At 59.5% G+C, this 17261-nt stretch carries 16 protein-coding genes; 10 read left to right on the top strand and 6 right to left on the bottom strand.

Annotation, left to right across the window (positions count from 1 at the left end; translation table 11 throughout):
• Positions 1-316: 316 nt before the first annotated feature.
• Genes rfbD through rfbB form a run of 4 tightly spaced genes read right to left on the bottom strand, consistent with a single transcriptional unit; the run spans position 317 to position 3761 of the window.
• Complete coding sequence (gene rfbD / locus ACCQ00_RS17400; RefSeq protein WP_039573124.1) at positions 317-1216, bottom strand: dTDP-4-dehydrorhamnose reductase; 900 nt, start codon at positions 1214-1216, stop codon at positions 317-319.
• The gene (rfbC, locus tag ACCQ00_RS17405) at positions 1213-1770 is read right to left on the bottom strand and encodes a dTDP-4-dehydrorhamnose 3,5-epimerase (RefSeq protein WP_039573120.1); all 558 of its coding nucleotides are present in this window, start codon (positions 1768-1770) and stop codon (positions 1213-1215) included. Before rfbC ends, rfbD begins: the two co-directional genes overlap by 4 nt.
• A complete protein-coding gene (rfbA, locus tag ACCQ00_RS17410) occupies positions 1767-2654 on the bottom strand; it encodes a glucose-1-phosphate thymidylyltransferase RfbA (RefSeq protein ID WP_039573187.1) in 888 nt (295 codons plus the stop codon). The genes rfbC and rfbA overlap by 4 nt, the downstream gene beginning before the upstream one ends.
• 51 nt (positions 2655-2705) lie before the next feature.
• A complete protein-coding gene (gene rfbB, locus ACCQ00_RS17415) occupies positions 2706-3761 on the bottom strand; it encodes a dTDP-glucose 4,6-dehydratase (protein WP_039573117.1) in 1056 nt (351 codons plus the stop codon).
• A 212-nt stretch (positions 3762-3973) separates the two neighbouring features.
• Here rfbB and ACCQ00_RS17420 point away from each other — a divergent pair, with 212 nt between their 5' ends.
• The 10 genes from ACCQ00_RS17420 (at position 3974) to ACCQ00_RS17465 (ending at position 14877) form a co-directional block, all read left to right on the top strand.
• Positions 3974-4720, top strand: a complete 747-nt coding sequence (locus ACCQ00_RS17420) for an electron transfer flavoprotein subunit beta/FixA family protein (RefSeq protein WP_039573116.1) — start codon at positions 3974-3976, stop codon at positions 4718-4720.
• Positions 4720-5664, top strand: a complete 945-nt coding sequence (locus ACCQ00_RS17425) for an electron transfer flavoprotein subunit alpha/FixB family protein (protein WP_039573112.1) — start codon at positions 4720-4722, stop codon at positions 5662-5664. Before ACCQ00_RS17420 ends, ACCQ00_RS17425 begins: the two co-directional genes overlap by 1 nt.
• Before the next feature lie 15 nt (positions 5665-5679).
• Complete coding sequence (locus tag ACCQ00_RS17430) at positions 5680-6666, top strand: lysylphosphatidylglycerol synthase transmembrane domain-containing protein (protein WP_039573109.1); 987 nt, start codon at positions 5680-5682, stop codon at positions 6664-6666.
• Positions 6667-6768: 102 nt separating this feature from the next.
• Positions 6769-8157: a UbiA family prenyltransferase gene (locus ACCQ00_RS17435; protein WP_039573106.1), complete on the top strand. Its 1389-nt coding sequence runs from the start codon at positions 6769-6771 to the stop codon at positions 8155-8157.
• Positions 8157-9458 carry an FAD-binding oxidoreductase gene (locus tag ACCQ00_RS17440; protein WP_039573104.1) on the top strand — a complete coding sequence of 434 codons (1302 nt, stop codon included), beginning with the start codon at positions 8157-8159 and terminating at the stop codon, positions 9456-9458. Before ACCQ00_RS17435 ends, ACCQ00_RS17440 begins: the two co-directional genes overlap by 1 nt.
• Positions 9459-9460: 2 nt before the next feature.
• Positions 9461-10189: an SDR family oxidoreductase gene (locus tag ACCQ00_RS17445; protein WP_039573102.1), complete on the top strand. Its 729-nt coding sequence runs from the start codon at positions 9461-9463 to the stop codon at positions 10187-10189.
• A gap of 1 nt (position 10190) precedes the next feature.
• Entirely contained in the window at positions 10191-11135 is a 945-nt protein-coding gene (locus ACCQ00_RS17450) for an NAD-dependent epimerase/dehydratase family protein (protein ID WP_039573100.1), read from the top strand.
• Between the two features lie 22 nt (positions 11136-11157).
• Positions 11158-12456, top strand: a complete 1299-nt coding sequence (locus tag ACCQ00_RS17455) for an NAD(P)/FAD-dependent oxidoreductase (RefSeq protein ID WP_039573097.1) — start codon at positions 11158-11160, stop codon at positions 12454-12456.
• Positions 12453-12857, top strand: a complete 405-nt coding sequence (locus ACCQ00_RS17460; protein WP_039573094.1) for a GtrA family protein — start codon at positions 12453-12455, stop codon at positions 12855-12857. Before ACCQ00_RS17455 ends, ACCQ00_RS17460 begins: the two co-directional genes overlap by 4 nt.
• Positions 12858-12867: 10 nt before the next feature.
• On the top strand, positions 12868-14877 hold the full coding sequence (locus tag ACCQ00_RS17465; protein WP_236493343.1) for a hypothetical protein: 2010 nt from the start codon (positions 12868-12870) through the stop codon (positions 14875-14877).
• 374 nt (positions 14878-15251) lie between these two features.
• Here the strand turns inward: ACCQ00_RS17465 and ACCQ00_RS17470 are convergent, their stop codons facing one another.
• Positions 15252-16229 (bottom strand): NAD-dependent epimerase/dehydratase family protein, encoded by a 978-nt coding sequence (locus tag ACCQ00_RS17470; RefSeq protein WP_080948899.1) that lies wholly within the window; start codon positions 16227-16229, stop codon positions 15252-15254.
• Positions 16207-17247 carry a GDP-mannose 4,6-dehydratase gene (gene gmd / locus ACCQ00_RS17475; RefSeq protein WP_039583365.1) on the bottom strand — a complete coding sequence of 347 codons (1041 nt, stop codon included), beginning with the start codon at positions 17245-17247 and terminating at the stop codon, positions 16207-16209. The genes ACCQ00_RS17470 and gmd overlap by 23 nt, the downstream gene beginning before the upstream one ends.
• Positions 17248-17261: the final 14 nt, after the last annotated feature.

Below are 17261 nucleotides of genomic sequence, written 5' to 3' on the forward strand. Positions count from 1 at the left end.
GGGGAGGATGTAGCGCGCTGCATGCAGGTCATGGCGTAGTGACGGTGCGGCCGAGCCCGCAATGGGACTGGCGCGCCCGCTGGGGGATACGCAAGAACCTGCACGGTGCCGACTGATGCGATACAGCGCAGACCTGCATACGTTTAACGTATGCATGGTGCGTGGCATCGCTTCAGCGGCACATCCACGTCGACGGCGACCTGCGCGGAGCAGCTCGCCGGTACGGCGCGGATCAGCCTCCGATGGTAGCCGAAGCGAAGTGCAAGCTATGAGTCGGTGCTGAAGCTGCACCGATCAATGGCACCACTGACGAGGTTCACTGTTGGGCGAGCGTGTCCAACACCTGGCTCAATCCATCCTGCCAGTCCGGCAGGCGGACGCCGAAGGTGTCCTGCAGGCTGTGGGTATCCAGTCGCGAATAGGCCGGGCGCGTGGCCGGCGTAGGATAGTCGGCGGTGGTGATCGCCTCCACGCCCGGCGTGCGGGCGAGCAGACCGCGCGCACGCGCCTGGGCGAAGATGGCTTCGGCGAAACCGTGCCAGGTGGTCTGCCCGACGGCGGTCAGATGCCACAAGCCGGAGGGTTCGCCCGGCTGGCGTAGCGCATGCGCCGTGATGTCGGCAATCAATGCCGCTGGCGTGGGCGTGCCGAACTGGTCGGCGACCACGCGCAGCACGTCGCGCTCGGCGCCCACGCGCAGCATCGTGCGCAGGAAATTGTGCCCGTGCGCCGCGTAGACCCACGCTGTGCGGAAGATCAGGTGACGGCCGCCAGCCGCCTGCACTGCCTGCTCGCCAGCCAGCTTGCTCTGCCCGTACACGCCGAGCGGCGCGGTGGCATCGTCCGGCCGATAGGGGCGCGTGCCCTGCCCATCGAAGACATAGTCGGTCGAATAATGGACCAAGGGCACATCGGCGCGCGCGCACCATTGGGCAATGACCGCCGGCGCCTCCGCATTGGCGCGGAAGGCCGCATCACGCTCCTGCTCGGCACGATCGACGGCGGTGTAGGCGGCTGCGTTGATAACGCAACTTGGCTGCAAGCGGTCCAGCGTGGGTTTGAGCAACATCGGTACGTCCAGATCGAGCTGCTCGCAGGCACGCCCGTCAGCCAACTGCCCAGAGCGCGTGGTTGCCAGCATCTCACCTTCCTTTGCGAAGGCACGCAGCAGCTCGGTGCCGACCTGACCGTTTGCGCCGATCACCAATAACTTCATGGTTGATAGATAGGCAAACGCGCGTCGTCGATGTCTTCCAGAAGGGGCGCAGCCCGATCCTTGCCAGACAGGATCGGCGAGCTGATCGGCCAATCGGCGCCGATGGTGGCGTCGTTCCAGCGAACACTTGCGTCGGCGTCATGGACGTAGATATCAGTGCACAGGTAACTGAAGATCGCGCGTTCGGACAGGACCGCGAACCCATGCGCAAAGCCTTCCGGAATCCAGAACTGCCGATTATTCTCGGCGCTCAGGATGGCGGCAGTCCACTGACCGAAGTACGGTGATCCGCGCCGGATATCCACCGCCACGTCGTAGACCTCGCCCTCCAGCACACTGACCAGTTTCCCCTGTGGACGCGGCCATTGGTAGTGCAGACCGCGCAGCACGCCCTTGGTCGAAGTGGAGATATTGCTCTGCAGGAATCGCGCGGGAAAGCCGTGCTGGTCGAAGCGCTCGGCATTCCAGGCTTCGAAGAATTGACCCCGCTCGTCACCCAAGACTCTTGGCTCAATGACGAAGCAACCGGGCAAGGACGTCTCGATGACTTTCAAGGAACCACTCCACGTTGTGCCAGTGAGTGCAGATATTGACCATAGGCATTTTTACGCAGCGGGGCGGCCAACCGCTCCAGCTGCAAGGCATCTATCCAGCCCCGAGCAAAGGAAATCTCTTCAGGGCAACAGACTTGCAAGCCCTGACGCATTTGGATCGTCTCGATGAAGTTGGAGGCTTCATGCAAGGACTGATGGGTACCCGTATCAAGCCAGGCGTATCCACGTCCCAATGGCTCTAGATGCAACTTTCCTGTCTCAAGATAGCGACGATTGAGGTCGGTGATTTCCAACTCTCCGCGAGTCGAAGGCTTCAACTCAGCAGCATAGTCACACGCCAGGCCATCGTAAAAATAAAGCCCAGTGACGGCATAGTTCGATCGAGGCCGCGAGGGCTTTTCCTCAATATCGATCACTTTTCCCTGCAAATCGAACTCCGCGACTCCATAGCGCTCCGGATCATTGACCCAGTAGCCGAACACAGTGGCTCCATGCTGACGCTCAGTGGCGCGCCTTAACACATCGGTCAGTCCATGCCCGTGGAAAATATTGTCGCCCAGCACCAGGCAGCTTGGCCTGCCACCAATGAAATCGCGGCCTATCAGATACGCCTGAGCCAATCCGTCTGGGTTGGGCTGCACGGCATAACGGATATCCATTCCCCACTGTGCACCGTCGCCGAGTAGTGTCTGGAACAACGGCTGCTCGTGCGGCGTATTGATGATCAACACCTCGCGAATCCCAGCCAGCATTAGCACGCTGAGCGGGTAATAGATCATCGGTTTGTCGTAGACCGGCAATAGCTGCTTGCTGACGCCCTTGGTGATGGGATATAGCCGCGTTCCGGAACCGCCGGCAAGGATGATGCCCTTGCGTTCTGTCATACAAATATCCTTGAATGCTAGCAGCATGCACGAGCTCAGGCGAAGGCTACTTCAGGCGGCAGCGCCGATACGTTCCAGGCGATAGCTGCCGTCCAGCACCCCCTGCACCCAGTCCTGATGGTCCAGATACCACTGCACCGTCAGCGCAATTCCTTGTTCAAAGGTATACGCCGGCTGCCAGCCTAGTTCCCTACGAAGTTTGCTGGAGTCAATGGCATAACGGCGATCATGACCCGGGCGGTCGACCACGTGAGCAATCTGGGTGGAACGCGACTGGCCGTCAGCGCGTGGCCGCAGCCGGTCTAACAAGGCGCAGATGGCTTGGACCACCTCGATATTCTGTCGTTCAGCGTTGCCACCGATGTTGTAGGTCTCGCCAACCCGCCCTCCCTCTAGCACGATGCGAATGGCATCACAATGATCACTAACGAACAACCAGTCGCGTATCTGTCTGCCATCGCCATAGACCGGCAGTGGCTCGCCCGCCAGGGCCCTTGCGATGACCAGTGGAATCAATTTTTCAGGAAAGTGGTACGGACCATAGTTGTTTGAACAATTTGTCGTGAGAACTGGCAGACCGTAGGTGTGGTGGAAGGCGCGCACCAGATGGTCCGAAGCCGCCTTGGACGCTGAGTACGGCGAGTTCGGCGCGTAGGGGGTAGTTTCGGTAAACCTTCCGGTTTCGCCCAAGCTACCGTAGACCTCATCGGTGGACACATGCAGCAAGCGAAATGCCATGCGATTGGTTTCAGGAAGAGCTCGCCAGTGATCGAGCACTGACTGCAGTAGACCAAGCGTTCCTACTACATTGGTCTGCACAAACGTTGCAGGCCCATCGATAGAACGATCCACATGCGTTTCGGCGGCAAAATTCACCACTGCATCTGGACGATGCTCGGCTAGCAAGCGGGCCACGAGCGCGCGGTCGCCAATGTCTCCCTTGACAAAAACGTGGTTCGGATGATTTCGCAGCGAAGCCAGCGTCACTAAGTTACCAGCATAAGTGAGCGCATCCAGCGTGATAACTCGCACGCCCAGGGCCACCGCTTCCAAGACAAAGTTGCCGCCGATGAAGCCGGCCCCACCGGTTACTAGCCAAGTCGTCACAATTCACCGATCTCCACAATTGTTTGGTCGCAATGTCTTGAGTGTCACAGAATATACGGCTGGGTCGCCTTGAGCCTGAAGCAATGACATTGCTTGCACTCGCCCAAACCATACGCCATCGCACGGTAGCTCCACCCCGGTTAGAATAGTTCCACCCCGAGCTCGCCGCCGCGGCCGGGCCTTCCCGCAATCGCTGAAGGATCTCGTACACGATGAAAATCCTCGTCGCCTACAAGCGCGTGGTGGACTACAACGTCCGCATTCAGGTCAAGCCGGATGGCTCCGGCGTGGTGACCGAGGGCGTCAAGCTCTCGCCCAACCCGTTCGACGAAATCGCCCTGGAAGAAGCCTTGCGCCTGCGCGATGCCGGCATCGCCACGGAAGTCGTGGTCGCCACCCTGGCGCCGGCCGATGCGGCTGCGCACCTGCGCAACGGCCTGGCCATGGGCGCCAATCGCGCAATCCACGTGGTGACCGATGCGGCTGTTGAGCCGCTGACCGCCGCGCGTGCGCTGCTCAAATTGGTCGAGAAGGAACAGCCGGATCTGGTCATCCTGGGCAAGCAGGCCATCGACGACGACGCCAATCAGACCGGCCAGATGCTGGCCACATTGTGGGGCCGGCCGCAGGCGACCTTCGCCGGCAAGCTCGTTGTTGCCGACGGCAAGGCCACGGTCACGCGCGAGGTCGATGCCGGCCTGGAAACGCTGGAAGTGGACCTGCCAGCAGTGATCACCACCGACCTGCGCCTGAACGAGCCGCGCTTCATCAAGCTGCCGGACATCATGAAGGCCAAGAGCAAGCCATTGGAAACGCTGGCGTTTGCCGATCTGGGTATCGACGCGCATGACAGCCTGACCACCACCCATTACGCCGCGCCGTCCAAGCGCAGCCGTGGCGTGATGGTCAAGGACGCCGCCGAGCTGGTAGCCGCACTCAAGCAGAAGGGGTTGCTGTAATGGCCAAGGTTCTCGTTGTTGCCGAACATCTCAACGGTCAGCTCAATGCGGCCACCGCCAAGACGTTGAGCGCTGCGTTGGCGCTCTCGGCCGAATCCATTGACGTGGTGGTGCTGGCAGCTGATCCGGCAGCGGTCGCAGCGCAGGCTGCGCAACTCGCCGGCGTTGCCCGCGTGCTGACGGTGGCGAACGCCGCCAACGAACATGCCATCGCGCAGGTGCTGGGCCCGCAGATCGCCCAGCTTGCCGGCCAGGGCTATACGCATGTCTTCGGCCCCTCCACCACCTTCGGCAAGGACCTGATGCCGGTGGTGGCGGCGCTGCTGGGCGTCAACCAGATCTCCGATCTGATGTCGGTCGAAGACGCTTACACCTTCAAGCGCCCGGTCTACGCAGGCAACGCCCTCATCACCGTCAAGGCCCCGGCCGAGCAGACCGTGGTTGCGACGGTGCGCAGCGCCTCCTGGCCGGAAGCTGCCGGCGGTGGAAGCGCGACGGTTGAGTCGGTCACACTGGAGGCCGCGCTACCGACCCATACCCGTTTTGTCGGCCTGGCCGCAGGCAGCTCCGACCGCCCCGACCTGCAAAGCGCAAAGCGCGTGGTCTCTGGTGGCCGCGGCGTCGGCTCGGCCGAAAACTTCAAGCATATCTACAGCCTGGCCGACAAACTCGGCGCCGCCGTGGGTGCCTCGCGCGCGGCAGTGGACGCCGGCTACGTGCCCAACGAGCTGCAGGTGGGCCAGACCGGCAAGATCATCGCTCCGGAGCTGTACGTGGCCATCGGCATCAGCGGCGCGATCCAGCATCTGACCGGCATCAAGGATGCGGGGACCATCGTGGCAATCAACAAGGACCCGGAGTCGCCGATCTTCGAGATTGCCGATATTGGGCTGGTGGGTGATCTGTTTACGCTGCTGCCGGAGTTGGAGGCTGCGCTGGGCTGAGGCCCGTCTGCTGCAATGGATTCGCCTTCGTCTTCTGGCATCAACGGTGCCGCAACATCGCGGCACCGTCTGGATTACCTGGTCGGCTTCGTCGTGCTGTTATGCGGCGGCTATATCGCCGCATTGGTCTGGGTAGACCACGGTAACGGCACATTTTCGCGGCTGAGTGATGTCTGGCACCTGATGTTGCTCGCAATCGTGCCCGTGTCACTGACGTACCTGTTTCGGTACTGGCGCTGGCAATGGCTGCTCCGTCGCAAAGGACATCGCGTGCCAATGGGGCGTGGCCTAGCTGGCTATTTGGCGGGCTTCGCACTGACCGCTACGCCAGGCAAGGCAGGCGAACTGATGCGGATTCGCTACTTCGCGCGCATGGGCATTCCGGCCGAGCGCACATTGGGCGTCTTCGTCTTCGAGCGCGCATCCGACCTGCTGGTCATCCTGTCGCTGTCCTTGCTGGCCGCGTCGATATTCCCCACCTTGGGCGCGCTAGCTGCAATCGTGCTGGGATTTGTCTGTGCGCTGTTCGGCGCAGCCGCCTGGCCCGCGTTGTTGGACAACCTGAAAAGCGTGGCCGCGCGCCTTCCCGGCCGCTGGCTGCGGCGACTGGCGCATTTTTTCCTAGCGGCAGCGCTGGAATTGCGTAGTTGCCTGGATCTGCCTGCGTTCGCGCAAAGCATGCTTGCCGGGTTCATCGCCTGGGGACTGACATCAGCGGTGTTCGTGAGCCTTTGCGTCGGCATGGGCGTGCAACTGGATCCCATGGTCGCGCTCGGTATTTACCCGCTTGCGATGCTGATCGGCGCACTGTCGTTTGTGCCCGGTGGCGTCGGCTCGACCGAACTGGCCATCGTCCTGATGCTCGATCGGCTTGGAATTTCTACTGCGGACGCCATTGCGGTTGCTGTCGCCGCACGCCTGGTGACGCTTTGGTACGCCATCCTCGTCGGGGCAGTGTCCATGCTCGCCGCAGAATTCACCATCCGCAAGAACACGCGGTGAACGACAGGTATAATCGGCGCCCCGCAATGGATCGCCAGGCAATCGATGTCCGCCCCTACCAATAGCACCACCCATCCGGTTGTTTCGGGACGCGCCTTGTGCGTGGATCTGGATGGCACGCTTTTGAATTCGGACATTCTCTATGAGTCGGTGCTGGCGTTGCTGGCGCGAAACCCGCTGTACGTGTTCTTGCTGCCGCTGTGGCTGTTGCGTGGGAAGGCCGCACTGAAGCGCGAACTTGCCTCCCGCGTCGTCCTGCCTGCAGAGACCCTGCCCTACAACCACCAGGTGCTCGAGCTGTTGCGCACCACAACGCAACGCCCGCGCGTGTTGTGCACCGCCTCCGACGCCCTGCTGGTGCAGCCTATTGCAGAACATTTAGGCCTCTTCGAGCAGGTCATTGCCAGCGATGGCAAGCGCAATCTGTCTGGTCGCAACAAGGCAGACGTACTGGTCGACGCGTTTGGTCAGGGCAACTTCGATTACGCCGGCAACGGCAGCGTGGATTTGCACGTCTGGGACAAGGCCGGTGGCGCCTGGGTCGTCAACAACGGCACCGCACTGGCAAAGGCAGCGGCGCAACGCACGACCGTGCATGCGCATTGGCCTGCCCCGTCGCGCGCCCGTGCATGGCTGAAGGCGTTGCGCCTGCACCAGTGGCTGAAGAATCTGCTCGTGTTCGTTCCGCTGCTGACCGCGCACCGATTCCTGGATCTGGAATCGGTCCTGCAATCCACGATTGCACTGGTCGCGTTCGGGTTATGCGCTTCCGGCGTCTATGTGCTCAATGATCTGCTGGATTTGACGCCTGACCGTCAGCATCCACGCAAACGCAAGCGCCCGTTCGCGGCAGGTCGGCTCCCGCTTTTGCATGGGCTGCTGGTCGCCCCCGCGCTGACCATTGCCGGGCTCCTGCTGTCGCTGGCATGCAACATTGAATTCACCCTGGTCTTGCTTGCCTACTACATCATGACCTTGGCGTACTCACTGCGCTTGAAGCGCATTGTGATGATCGACGTGGTGCTGCTCGCAGCGCTCTACACCGTACGCATCATCGGCGGCGCGGTGGCGATCGGCATCGAGTTGTCGTTCTGGTTGTTGGCATTTTCAATGTTCATGTTCCTGTCGCTCGCGCTGCTCAAGCGCTACACGGAACTGCATGCCATGTTGAGCAGCGGCAAGACCAGGGCCAGTGGCCGGGCCTATTCGGTGGAGGATCTCTCGCTGCTGCAATCCATGGGCGCGGCCGCCGGCTACATCGCGGTCATGGTGATGGCGCTGTACATCAACAGCCCCGAGAGTGTGGAGCTGTACCGCAATCCCAAGCTGCTCTGGCTAGTGTGCCCGGTGCTGCTGTATTGGGTGAGCAGGGTCTGGATCATTGCGCATCGCGGAGAGATGCATGACGACCCGATCGTGTTCGCTGCCACCGACCGTGTCAGCCAGATTGTTGTGGTGCTGTGCGGGTTATTCGCACTGAGCGCCATCTGATGGCCGCAGGGCAATCCTGGGGGCGGTATCCCAGCGCGCAGCAGACGCTGCTACCGATCAACGATCGTGCAGCGACTCTGCCCGCATTCGACGGCCTTGCGCTGCCGCGTGGTAACGGGCGCAGTTATGGCGATAGTTGCCTGAATCCGGATGGTGTACTGCTGTGCGCGCGCGGGCTTGATCGATTCATCGCTTTTGATCCCGCCAGTGGCGTGCTGCGCTGCGAGGCTGGCGTCACTCTCAACGAGATCATCGAGCTGGTATTGCCGCAAGGCTGGTTTCTGCCGGTGACGCCCGGCACCCGCTACGTCACCGTTGCCGGCGCGATTGCCAACGACGTGCATGGCAAGAACCACCATCGGACCGGCAATTTTGGTCACCATGTGCGCGCATTCGAGCTGTTGCGTAGCGACGGCGAGCGGCGGGTGTGCACTCCGGATCACACCGATCGCTGGTTCGCAGCCACAGTGGGAGGACTCGGGCTGACCGGCCTGATCACCTGGGCGGAAATTCAGCTGCGCCGCGTCGCAAGCCCCGCGCTGGAAGCGGAAAACATTCGCTTCGGCTCGCTTGACGAGTTCTTTGCGTTATCGGCAGCCGCGGCCGAAAGCCACGAGTACAGTGTGGCGTGGATCGACTGCCTGGCAAGCGGCAAGGCGCGCGGGCGCGGGCACTTTACCCGCGCAGATCACTGCACCGGGCTTGCGCACGAGCGACCGAAACCGCCAGGCGCAGGTTTTTCCATGCCTGTCACTCCACCGATTTCGTTGGTGAACACGTTTTCCCTGCGGCCTTTCAACGCGCTCTACTATTGGCGCCAGCCGGCTCCGCACAAACGCTTCGTCAGCCATCTTTTGCCGTTCTTTTACCCGCTTGACGGCATCCGTGACTGGAACCGCATGTACGGCCCCTCCGGCTTTCTGCAGTACCAGTGTGTCTTGCCGCCCGCAACCGCGCGGGACGCAGTGGACGCGCTGCTTGCAGAGATCGCGCGCAGCGGCAGCGGCTCGTTCCTGGCTGTGTTGAAGGAATTCGGCAACACACCTTCCATCGGCATGCTGTCTTTCCCAAGGCCAGGCACGACCTTGGCATTGGACTTTCCCAATACCGGTCCTGATGTCTTCCGCCTGCTTGAGCGACTGGACCGCATCGTCGACGAAGCAGGCGGTGCTCTGTACCCTGCCAAGGACGCACGTATGACAGCACAGTCGTTTCAGCGTGCCTATGGCCGCTGGCGCGAGTTCGGCAGCTATCTCGATCCACGTTTTTCTTCCGGCTTCTGGCGCCGGGTCACGGAGTAGACATGCAACGCGTCCTTATTATCGGAGCCACCTCGGCCATTGCCGAAGCAACCGCCCGACGCTACGCCGCACGCGGTGCGGCCGTCCACCTGCTCGGCCGCCAGGCCCCACGCCTGGAAACAATTGCGGCCGACCTCACCACCCGCAGCGCGCGAACCAGCATCGGCGTGCTGGATGTCAACGACAATGCGCGTCATGGCGAGGTTCTGGATGCAGCGTGGGCTGCATTGGGCGGTGTCGATGTCGTGTTGATCGCGCATGGCACGCTCCCGGATCAGGCTGCATGTAACGCATCGGTCGAACTGTCGCTGCGCGAATTCGCCACCAACGGCACCTCCACGATCGCGCTGTGCGCTGCGCTTGTGCCGCGACTGACGTCGGGCGCCACGCTGGCAGTCATTTCTTCGGTGGCTGGAGATCGCGGCCGAGCCAGTAATTACCTCTATGGAAGCGCCAAGGCCGCCGTGACCGCCTACTTGAGCGGCCTCGGACAGCGCCTGCGCCCGCAAGGCATCAACGTGCTCACGATCAAGCCGGGCTTCGTCGACACCCCCATGACTGCAGCCTTCAAGAAGGGCGCACTGTGGGCAAAGCCGGACCAGATTGCCAAGGGGATCCTCAGTGCAGTGGACAAGCGTCGCGCTGTGGCCTACCTGCCCAGTTTCTGGTGGGCAATCATGTTGGTGATCAAGAACATCCCGGAATTCATCTTTCGCAGGATCAAGCTTTGACATGACGGACAAACACGCCAAGATCGTCATCACCGGCGCCGCGGGCCTGGTCGGCCAGAACCTAATCGTCGAACTCGAGCAGCAGGGCTACACCCAGTTGGTGGCGATCGACAAACACGCGCACAACCTGCAGATCCTGCGCGAGCTGCACCCGGCCGTGCACGTGGTGCAGGCGGACCTTGCTGAGCCCGGCGACTGGGCACGCGAGTTCGAGGGTGCAGCCTGCGTCGCCCAGTTGCACGCGCAGATCACCGGTAAGACGACCGACCTGTTCACCCGCAACAACCTGACCGCGACCGCGCACGTGCTCGATGCCTGCCGTGCGGCGAAGGTGCCGTATCTGGTGCACATCAGCTCCTCGGTGGTGAACTCGGTGGCCAAGGACGACTACACCAACACAAAGCGCGCGCAGGAAGAGATGGTGGTCGCCAGTGGCCTGCGCCACTGCGTGCTACGCCCAACCCTGATGTTCGGCTGGTTCGATCCTAAGCACCTCGGCTGGCTGTCGCGCTTCATGGCCAGGACGCCGGTGTTCCCAATTCCGGGTGATGGCCGCTTCATGCGTCAGCCGCTATACGAGCGCGACTTCTGCCGTTGCATCGCCAAATGCATCGAACGCGAGCCCGACGGCGATGTCTACGATATCGTTGGCGATACGCGCGTGGACTACGTCGACATCATCAAGACGATCAAGCGGGTCAAGAAACTGCACACCGTAATCGTGCATATCCCGATCGGCTTCTTCGCCTTCCTGCTGCGGGTGTATTCGCTCTTCAGTTCCAAGCCGCCGTTCACAGCCGACCAGCTCAAGGCGCTCAGCGCGGGCGACGACTTCAAGGGCGTCGATACCGAAGCGGTGTTCGGCGTGCGACAAACGCCGTTCGAGGAAGCGATCCGCGAAAGCTATACCGACCCGCGCTATAGCCACATCGTGCTCAAGCGCTGAACCGTCATACGAGACCAGAACCATGAGTACATTCGCGATCGTCGGCAGCGGCCCCATGGGCCTGATGGCTGCCATGGAACTGTTGAAGAAGGGCCACCAGGTCGACATGTACGAACGCGACGACCGCATCGGCGGCATGTCCGCGGACTTCGATTTCGACGGCCTGCGCATCGAGCGCTACTACCACTTCATCTGCAAGACCGATTTCCCCCTTTTCAAGTTGCTCGAGAACCTGGAGCTGTCCGACCGCCTGCACTGGACGGACACCAAGATGGGGTACTACTACCAGGGCAAGCTGCACAAGTGGGGAACGCCGTTCGCACTGCTCGGCTTCCCGCACCTGGGTTTTGTTGACAAGATCCGCTACGCCTTGCACGTCATGCACACCAAGGGCATCAGCGACTGGACTGCGCTGGACAAGGAAAATGCGCGTGACTGGATCACTCGCTGGATCGGCCCCAAAGCCTACAAAGTAATGTGGGAGAAGGCCTTCGCGCTGAAGTTCTTCGAGTACCAGAACGCCCTGTCCGCCTCCTGGATCGGCACCCGCATCAAGCGCGTAGCGCTGTCACGGCGCAACCTGTTCAACGAAAGCATGGGCTATCTGGAAGGTGGCTCGGCCGTGCTACTGGAACGTATGGCCGCGGAAGTGAAGCGCCTCGGTGGACGCATCCTGCTGTCGCAACCGATCGAGGAAGTCGCCTCCGTCGACGGCAAGGTCACCGGCATCCGCACCCGCGACGGCCATCATGCCTATGACGGCGTGGTATCGACGGCACCGATCCAGTACGTGCCTGGCATGGTGCCTGGCCTTCCTAAGATCTTCGCTGACCAGGTCGCCGCGATCGACAACATCCCGGTTGCCTGCGTGATACTCAAGCTGTCCAAGCCGGTCAGCGAGAACTTCTGGATGAACATCAGTGACGACAGGATCTCTATTCCCGGCCTGATCGAATACAGCAACCTCAATCCCGGCAAGGGCCCGGGCGAACATATCGTGTACGCGCCCTACTACATGCCCAAGACTCATCCGAAGTGGCAGTGGAGCAATCAGCAACTGATCGACGAAGTCATCAGTTACCTGCCGATGATCAATCCGGACTTCAAGCCTGAGTGGATCCGCGCAACCCATTGCCACCGCTACGAATACGCGCAGACCATCTGCCCGCCAGGCTTCCAGGACATGCTTCCGCCGATGAAGACGCCGCTGCAAGGATTCTACATGGCGGACACGGCGTACTATTACCCGGAGGATCGTTCGATCAATGAGAGTATTTCAGTAGGGAGCGAACTCGCGCGAACGGCGTTGTCGCACGCATGATCAGTCGTCAGTTCATCGGCTTTGTGGTCGTGGGAGGCATCGCCGCCGCGGCCAACTTTTCCTCGCGAATCCTTCTGAGCCATTGGCTCGCTTATGTCCCCGCTATCGCGCTGGCGTACCTGGTTGGCATGACCATCGCGTTCGTGCTTAACCGCCGGTTCGTATTCAAAAAGGCGGGAAATGCGCTGCATGAGCAGGCGTTCTGGTTCGTGACCGTGAACATACTTGCCATCTTGCAGACCATCGCGATCAGCTTGCTGCTGGCACGTTGGTTTTTTCCATTGATCGGATTAAATTTTTATCCCGAAGCCATTGCACACGCCGTCGGCGTGGCCACCCCCATTTTCACGAGCTTTATTGGGCATAAACATCTGAGCTTCAAGATCACCCCGCCGCGATGAACGCGCCTCGTTGAATTCGCTTTCCACGGATATCACAACTACGATGGTTATGATGTATACCAATAATCTCCTTTTCCCCAAAGGACCAACCGCCAGCAGCCCGACTAAGCCAGATCTGCGAATAATCTTTTTTACGGCATTCGTGGCGATTCTTTGCACCCAGTTCGTCGGAACATTTGACTTCCTTTTTGGTCCAGCAGTCCTTGAATCCGGCGACTTCGCGGCTAATGGACTGCAGATTTCCAATGCAGGAGCAATGAAAGAGTTACTGGGAAATTATTCTCGCTGGCATTTCCATCATCCCGGCCCGGCATTCTTCTATGTCTATGCGCTCGGCGAACTGGTCTTCTTCAAGCTTTTACACCTGGTAAACAGTCCGCATCAAGCGCATGTCCTGGCAGGCATAATCCTGCAGAGCTTTTTTGTGGCGCTCTCGGCAAGCCTCTGTGCGCTCGTGTGCGACTCCAAAAGGGCTGCGAGCACCTTGGTACTCGCAGTCATCATCGTCCTGGGCCTGACGACCTTCGGAAGTCTTTCAAGCATCTGGCCGCCTCACGTTCTGTTCGGACCGTTTCTTCTGCTGGTGATTGCGGCAGCCGCAGCAGCTAGAGGAAAGGATTCGGGTCTAATCGCGCTGGCGCTTGCCTTCGGATTCTGCGTACATGGACACATAGCGCAGGCGGCGCTGGTCACTCCCGTCGCCGCTTATGGAACCGTCGGCTGGATCCTGAGCATAGGTAGGAATTGGCGACCGCATGCTCGGACGCTGACCTGGCTGCTTGTGATGGCGTTGATTTTTGCGCTCCCCATTCTCATAAATGCGATTTTTGTAAGGCCATCCAATATTCAGGAAGTTCTTGCCTACCTACACGCCAACCAAGATCCGCGCCCTTCATTTCATTCCGCCCTGCGCTATATCCTGGGCTTCTGGCTCTTTGACGCGTATCCAGAGGCCGCCGCAAGCAACAAGGCCACATTGGCAAGCGCCTGGCTTGCAGCAGTTTTTCTGTGCCTCTCCGCTCTATCGATTCTATTCGCCCCTCTGCGTTTGCGAACTCACGGGTACAGAAATGTGGCCCTCGCCGCTGCGATCGCGTTGGTCATGTCCGTATTCTGGGCCACGCGTATTACAGGACCTCTCTATGAATTCAACTCGTTTTATGTCTACGCATTGGTGGCAATCAGCTTCTTCTTGATCATGGAAGCGGCCGCGAAACTAATGCAGAAATTCGCAAAACCCTTCGCGCCAGCGATGTTTCTGCTGGCTGGCATGTTCATCATCTTAAGTTATCGGCCCCACCCTGCATTCTCGAGCAGGGAAACATATACGCTTCCTGCTCAGATCATGCCCTCCGCAAAGGGGAAACCCGTACTCGTCTCGGTGACAATCGAGTCGTGGCCGATCTCTACTGCACTGGTGCTTGAGCTGATACGTGAAGGTGCATCGGCCTACGTTAACAAAGACTGGGAGTTCATGTTCGGAAAACAGCATTCCCTCGACGTTCTATCACTCAACACGGTTTCCAACCCCGTATTGATCAGCCCCCGTCCTGGCGCTAATCCCCCCAAGCAATCACCGTTAAATCTAGATGCATTTTGTATACCAGCAATAGCAAAAAAGATGTACGTAGGAAGCCACTCCATCGGCGAGGCTCTTAAGGACTGTTCTCTCGCTTCGTTTTCGACCACGGAACCGACAGGCGACTTTGTTTATTCCTTGGCAAGTGGAGCTGTATTACAGTTCAAAGCGCATCGAGGCGATCGCCTGACATTGCAAGTGGCTCCCTTTCTTGGAGGAAGTATCAACAAACAACAGATCGAAGTTCTGCTATCTAAGAAGCGCATATACTCTGCTACGTTGAATGACTCCTCTTCCGTGGAAGCCACGCTCGATTGCGACTTGTGCACCCTCGAAATCAGAACGCCAAATGCATTTAGCCCTATTTCTGCAGGAATTGGCGGGGATGGGCGACAGCTGGGCTTTGCACTGCAGCGACTCACTATCGAGCCAGGCCAGTGAGTGCCCCATCCCCGATAGCCGTCAGTCGGTGAAGATTTCAACCTCTTTGGGCCCCTGGGAATTCGCTTGGGACCCGTGTTCTCGGGCGAATTCTGGAGCGGTTTTCCATGCCACTGCACTGGGGGGCCGCTCCTCGTAATAGAAGCGCCACCACGCTTCGATTTGCCCCGTACATCGGCCAGGGACAAGAACTAACGCTCGTTCAGACGCACCTGTCGCAGCCGGCCGTTGAAGCTTTCCACCATCGCGTTGTACGTCGGCGCGCGAAGTGGGGGAGTAATTCTCTCGGTTTGAGCGTTCGCCAAAATTGGAGCTACGCGGCTATAGCCAATTTCATTGATGGGGTGATTCCGCCGAACGCCCTGTTATGGCGCTCACGGTTGTACGTCCATAGCCAGCGCGTGGCCTTGCCCTGTTCCACGCCCCAACATCCATCGCAGCGTATCGTCCAACGGGGGGGAGTCCCAGTGCCCCACAAGTCGGAGCAACAGATTGTTATTGCCTAGTAATACTTTGACCTCGTTGGCTCTTACGAACGCGGGATTGACGCGCACTTGAAGAGATCGTCCACTCAATTCCTCACAAAGTCGCAAAATTTCTCTTAGGGTATGTCCTTTACCAGTACATACATTGACGGTACGCCCTTCAGCCTCTGGCGTTTCTAACAACAGCCGATAAGCTTGAGCGACGGCGCGGACATCGCCGAAGTCGCGTGAGACATCCAGATTTCCCAATTCAATATCATTTGAGCCGCCTGCATAGTGCGAGACGATCTTTGGAATAAGAAAATCAACAGACTGCCCCACCCCAGTATAGTTGAATGGACGCGCAATCGTGATGGGCAAAGAATCCATTCTCAGCCTTGCCAGGTGCTCCATCGCAAGCTTGCTAATCGCATACTCATTAGCAGGCAGTGGCGCAACACTTTCATCCAGCAGTCCGGACGAAAGATTCCCATAGACATTCGCGCTACTGGCAAGAAGAACTCGCTCTATCTTCGAGGCGCGTGACTCAAGCGCTTGGAGCAGGTTGCGTGTCCCAAGAAGATTGATGTTATAAAAATCTTCTGCGCGCCCATGGCCTACGAAAGCAAGCGCTGCCAGATGGACCACGATATCGGGCTCGCTCACCTCGACAACTTTCTTCAAGGATTCGCAGTCACGCAAATCGGCTTGATAGTAGGACTCGCCTCCAAGCGGAGGCCTAGCGACATTAACCATCGAAGTGCCAAGCGAGATGACTTGGCAACCTGACCGGATCAGTTCCTCAACGACGTAGCGTCCGGTAAAACCGGACGCTCCGGTAACAAGTATGCGCTTCCCCGCCAGCTTAGAATGAGAAGCCACGTTCATTTCTCTTCAGATCTGCCTCAACCATCATCTGACAAAGTTGTTCGAGCGTGGTCTGCGGCTTCCAGCCAAGCACCCTCTCTGCCTTTTCCGGATCGCCGATGAGTAAGTCCACTTCTGCTGGACGATGGAACTTCGGATTGATCTGCAGGACAAGCTTTCCGGTCGCTGTATCGACTGCGGTCTCGTCGAGATCCTTGCCCCGAAACTCGACGTCGATCCCCGCTCCCTTGAAAGCCATGCGGACGAAATCACGCACGGTTTCGGTTCGGTTGGTTGCAAGCACGAAGGTATCGGCCTCGTCAGCCTGGAGCATTCGCCACATGCCCTCTACGTATTCCTTGGCAAAGCCCCAGTCGCGCTTGGCGTCCAGATTTCCGAGCTGCAGCACGTCCAGTTGGCCCAACTTGATCTTGGCAACCGAGTCGGTGATTTTTCGGGTGACGAATTCCCGGCCGCGCAGCGGACTTTCGTGGTTGAATAGAATTCCGCTGGATCCGAATATATCGTAGCTCTCCCGGTAGTTTACCGTGATCCAGTGGGCGTAAAGCTTGGCAACGCCGTATGGGCTACGTGGCCAAAACGGCGTGTCTTCCTTTTGAGGAACCGCCTGGACCTTACCGAACATCTCTGAAGTCGATGCCTGGTAGAACCGGATCTTCGGGTTCACCAGACGAATCGCCTCAAGCAGGTGCAGCGCGCCGATACCCGTGATCTGCGCTGTCGTGGTCGGCTGATCGAAACTGACTCCGACAAAGCTCTGGGCAGCGAGATTGTAGATCTCGTCGGGCTGGATCTTCTGGACCATCGCGATCGTCGTCCCCAGATCCGTGAGGTCGTACTCCACCAATTCCAAATTCGGATGCTTCGCGACGCCAACCTCCTCGAGACGCCAGAAGTTGACCGAACTGGTCCGCCGGTATGTGCCATACACCTTGTAACCCTTGCCAAGCAACAGCTCGGTCAGGTAGGCACCGTCCTGCCCAGTGACGCCGGTAATGATTGCAATCTTGTTAGTCATCTACATTCTCTTCG

The organism is Xanthomonas sp. NCPPB 3761, from assembly GCF_041475705.2.
In the GTDB taxonomy this organism is placed as follows: Bacteria; Pseudomonadota; Gammaproteobacteria; order Xanthomonadales; family Xanthomonadaceae; genus Xanthomonas; species Xanthomonas phaseoli.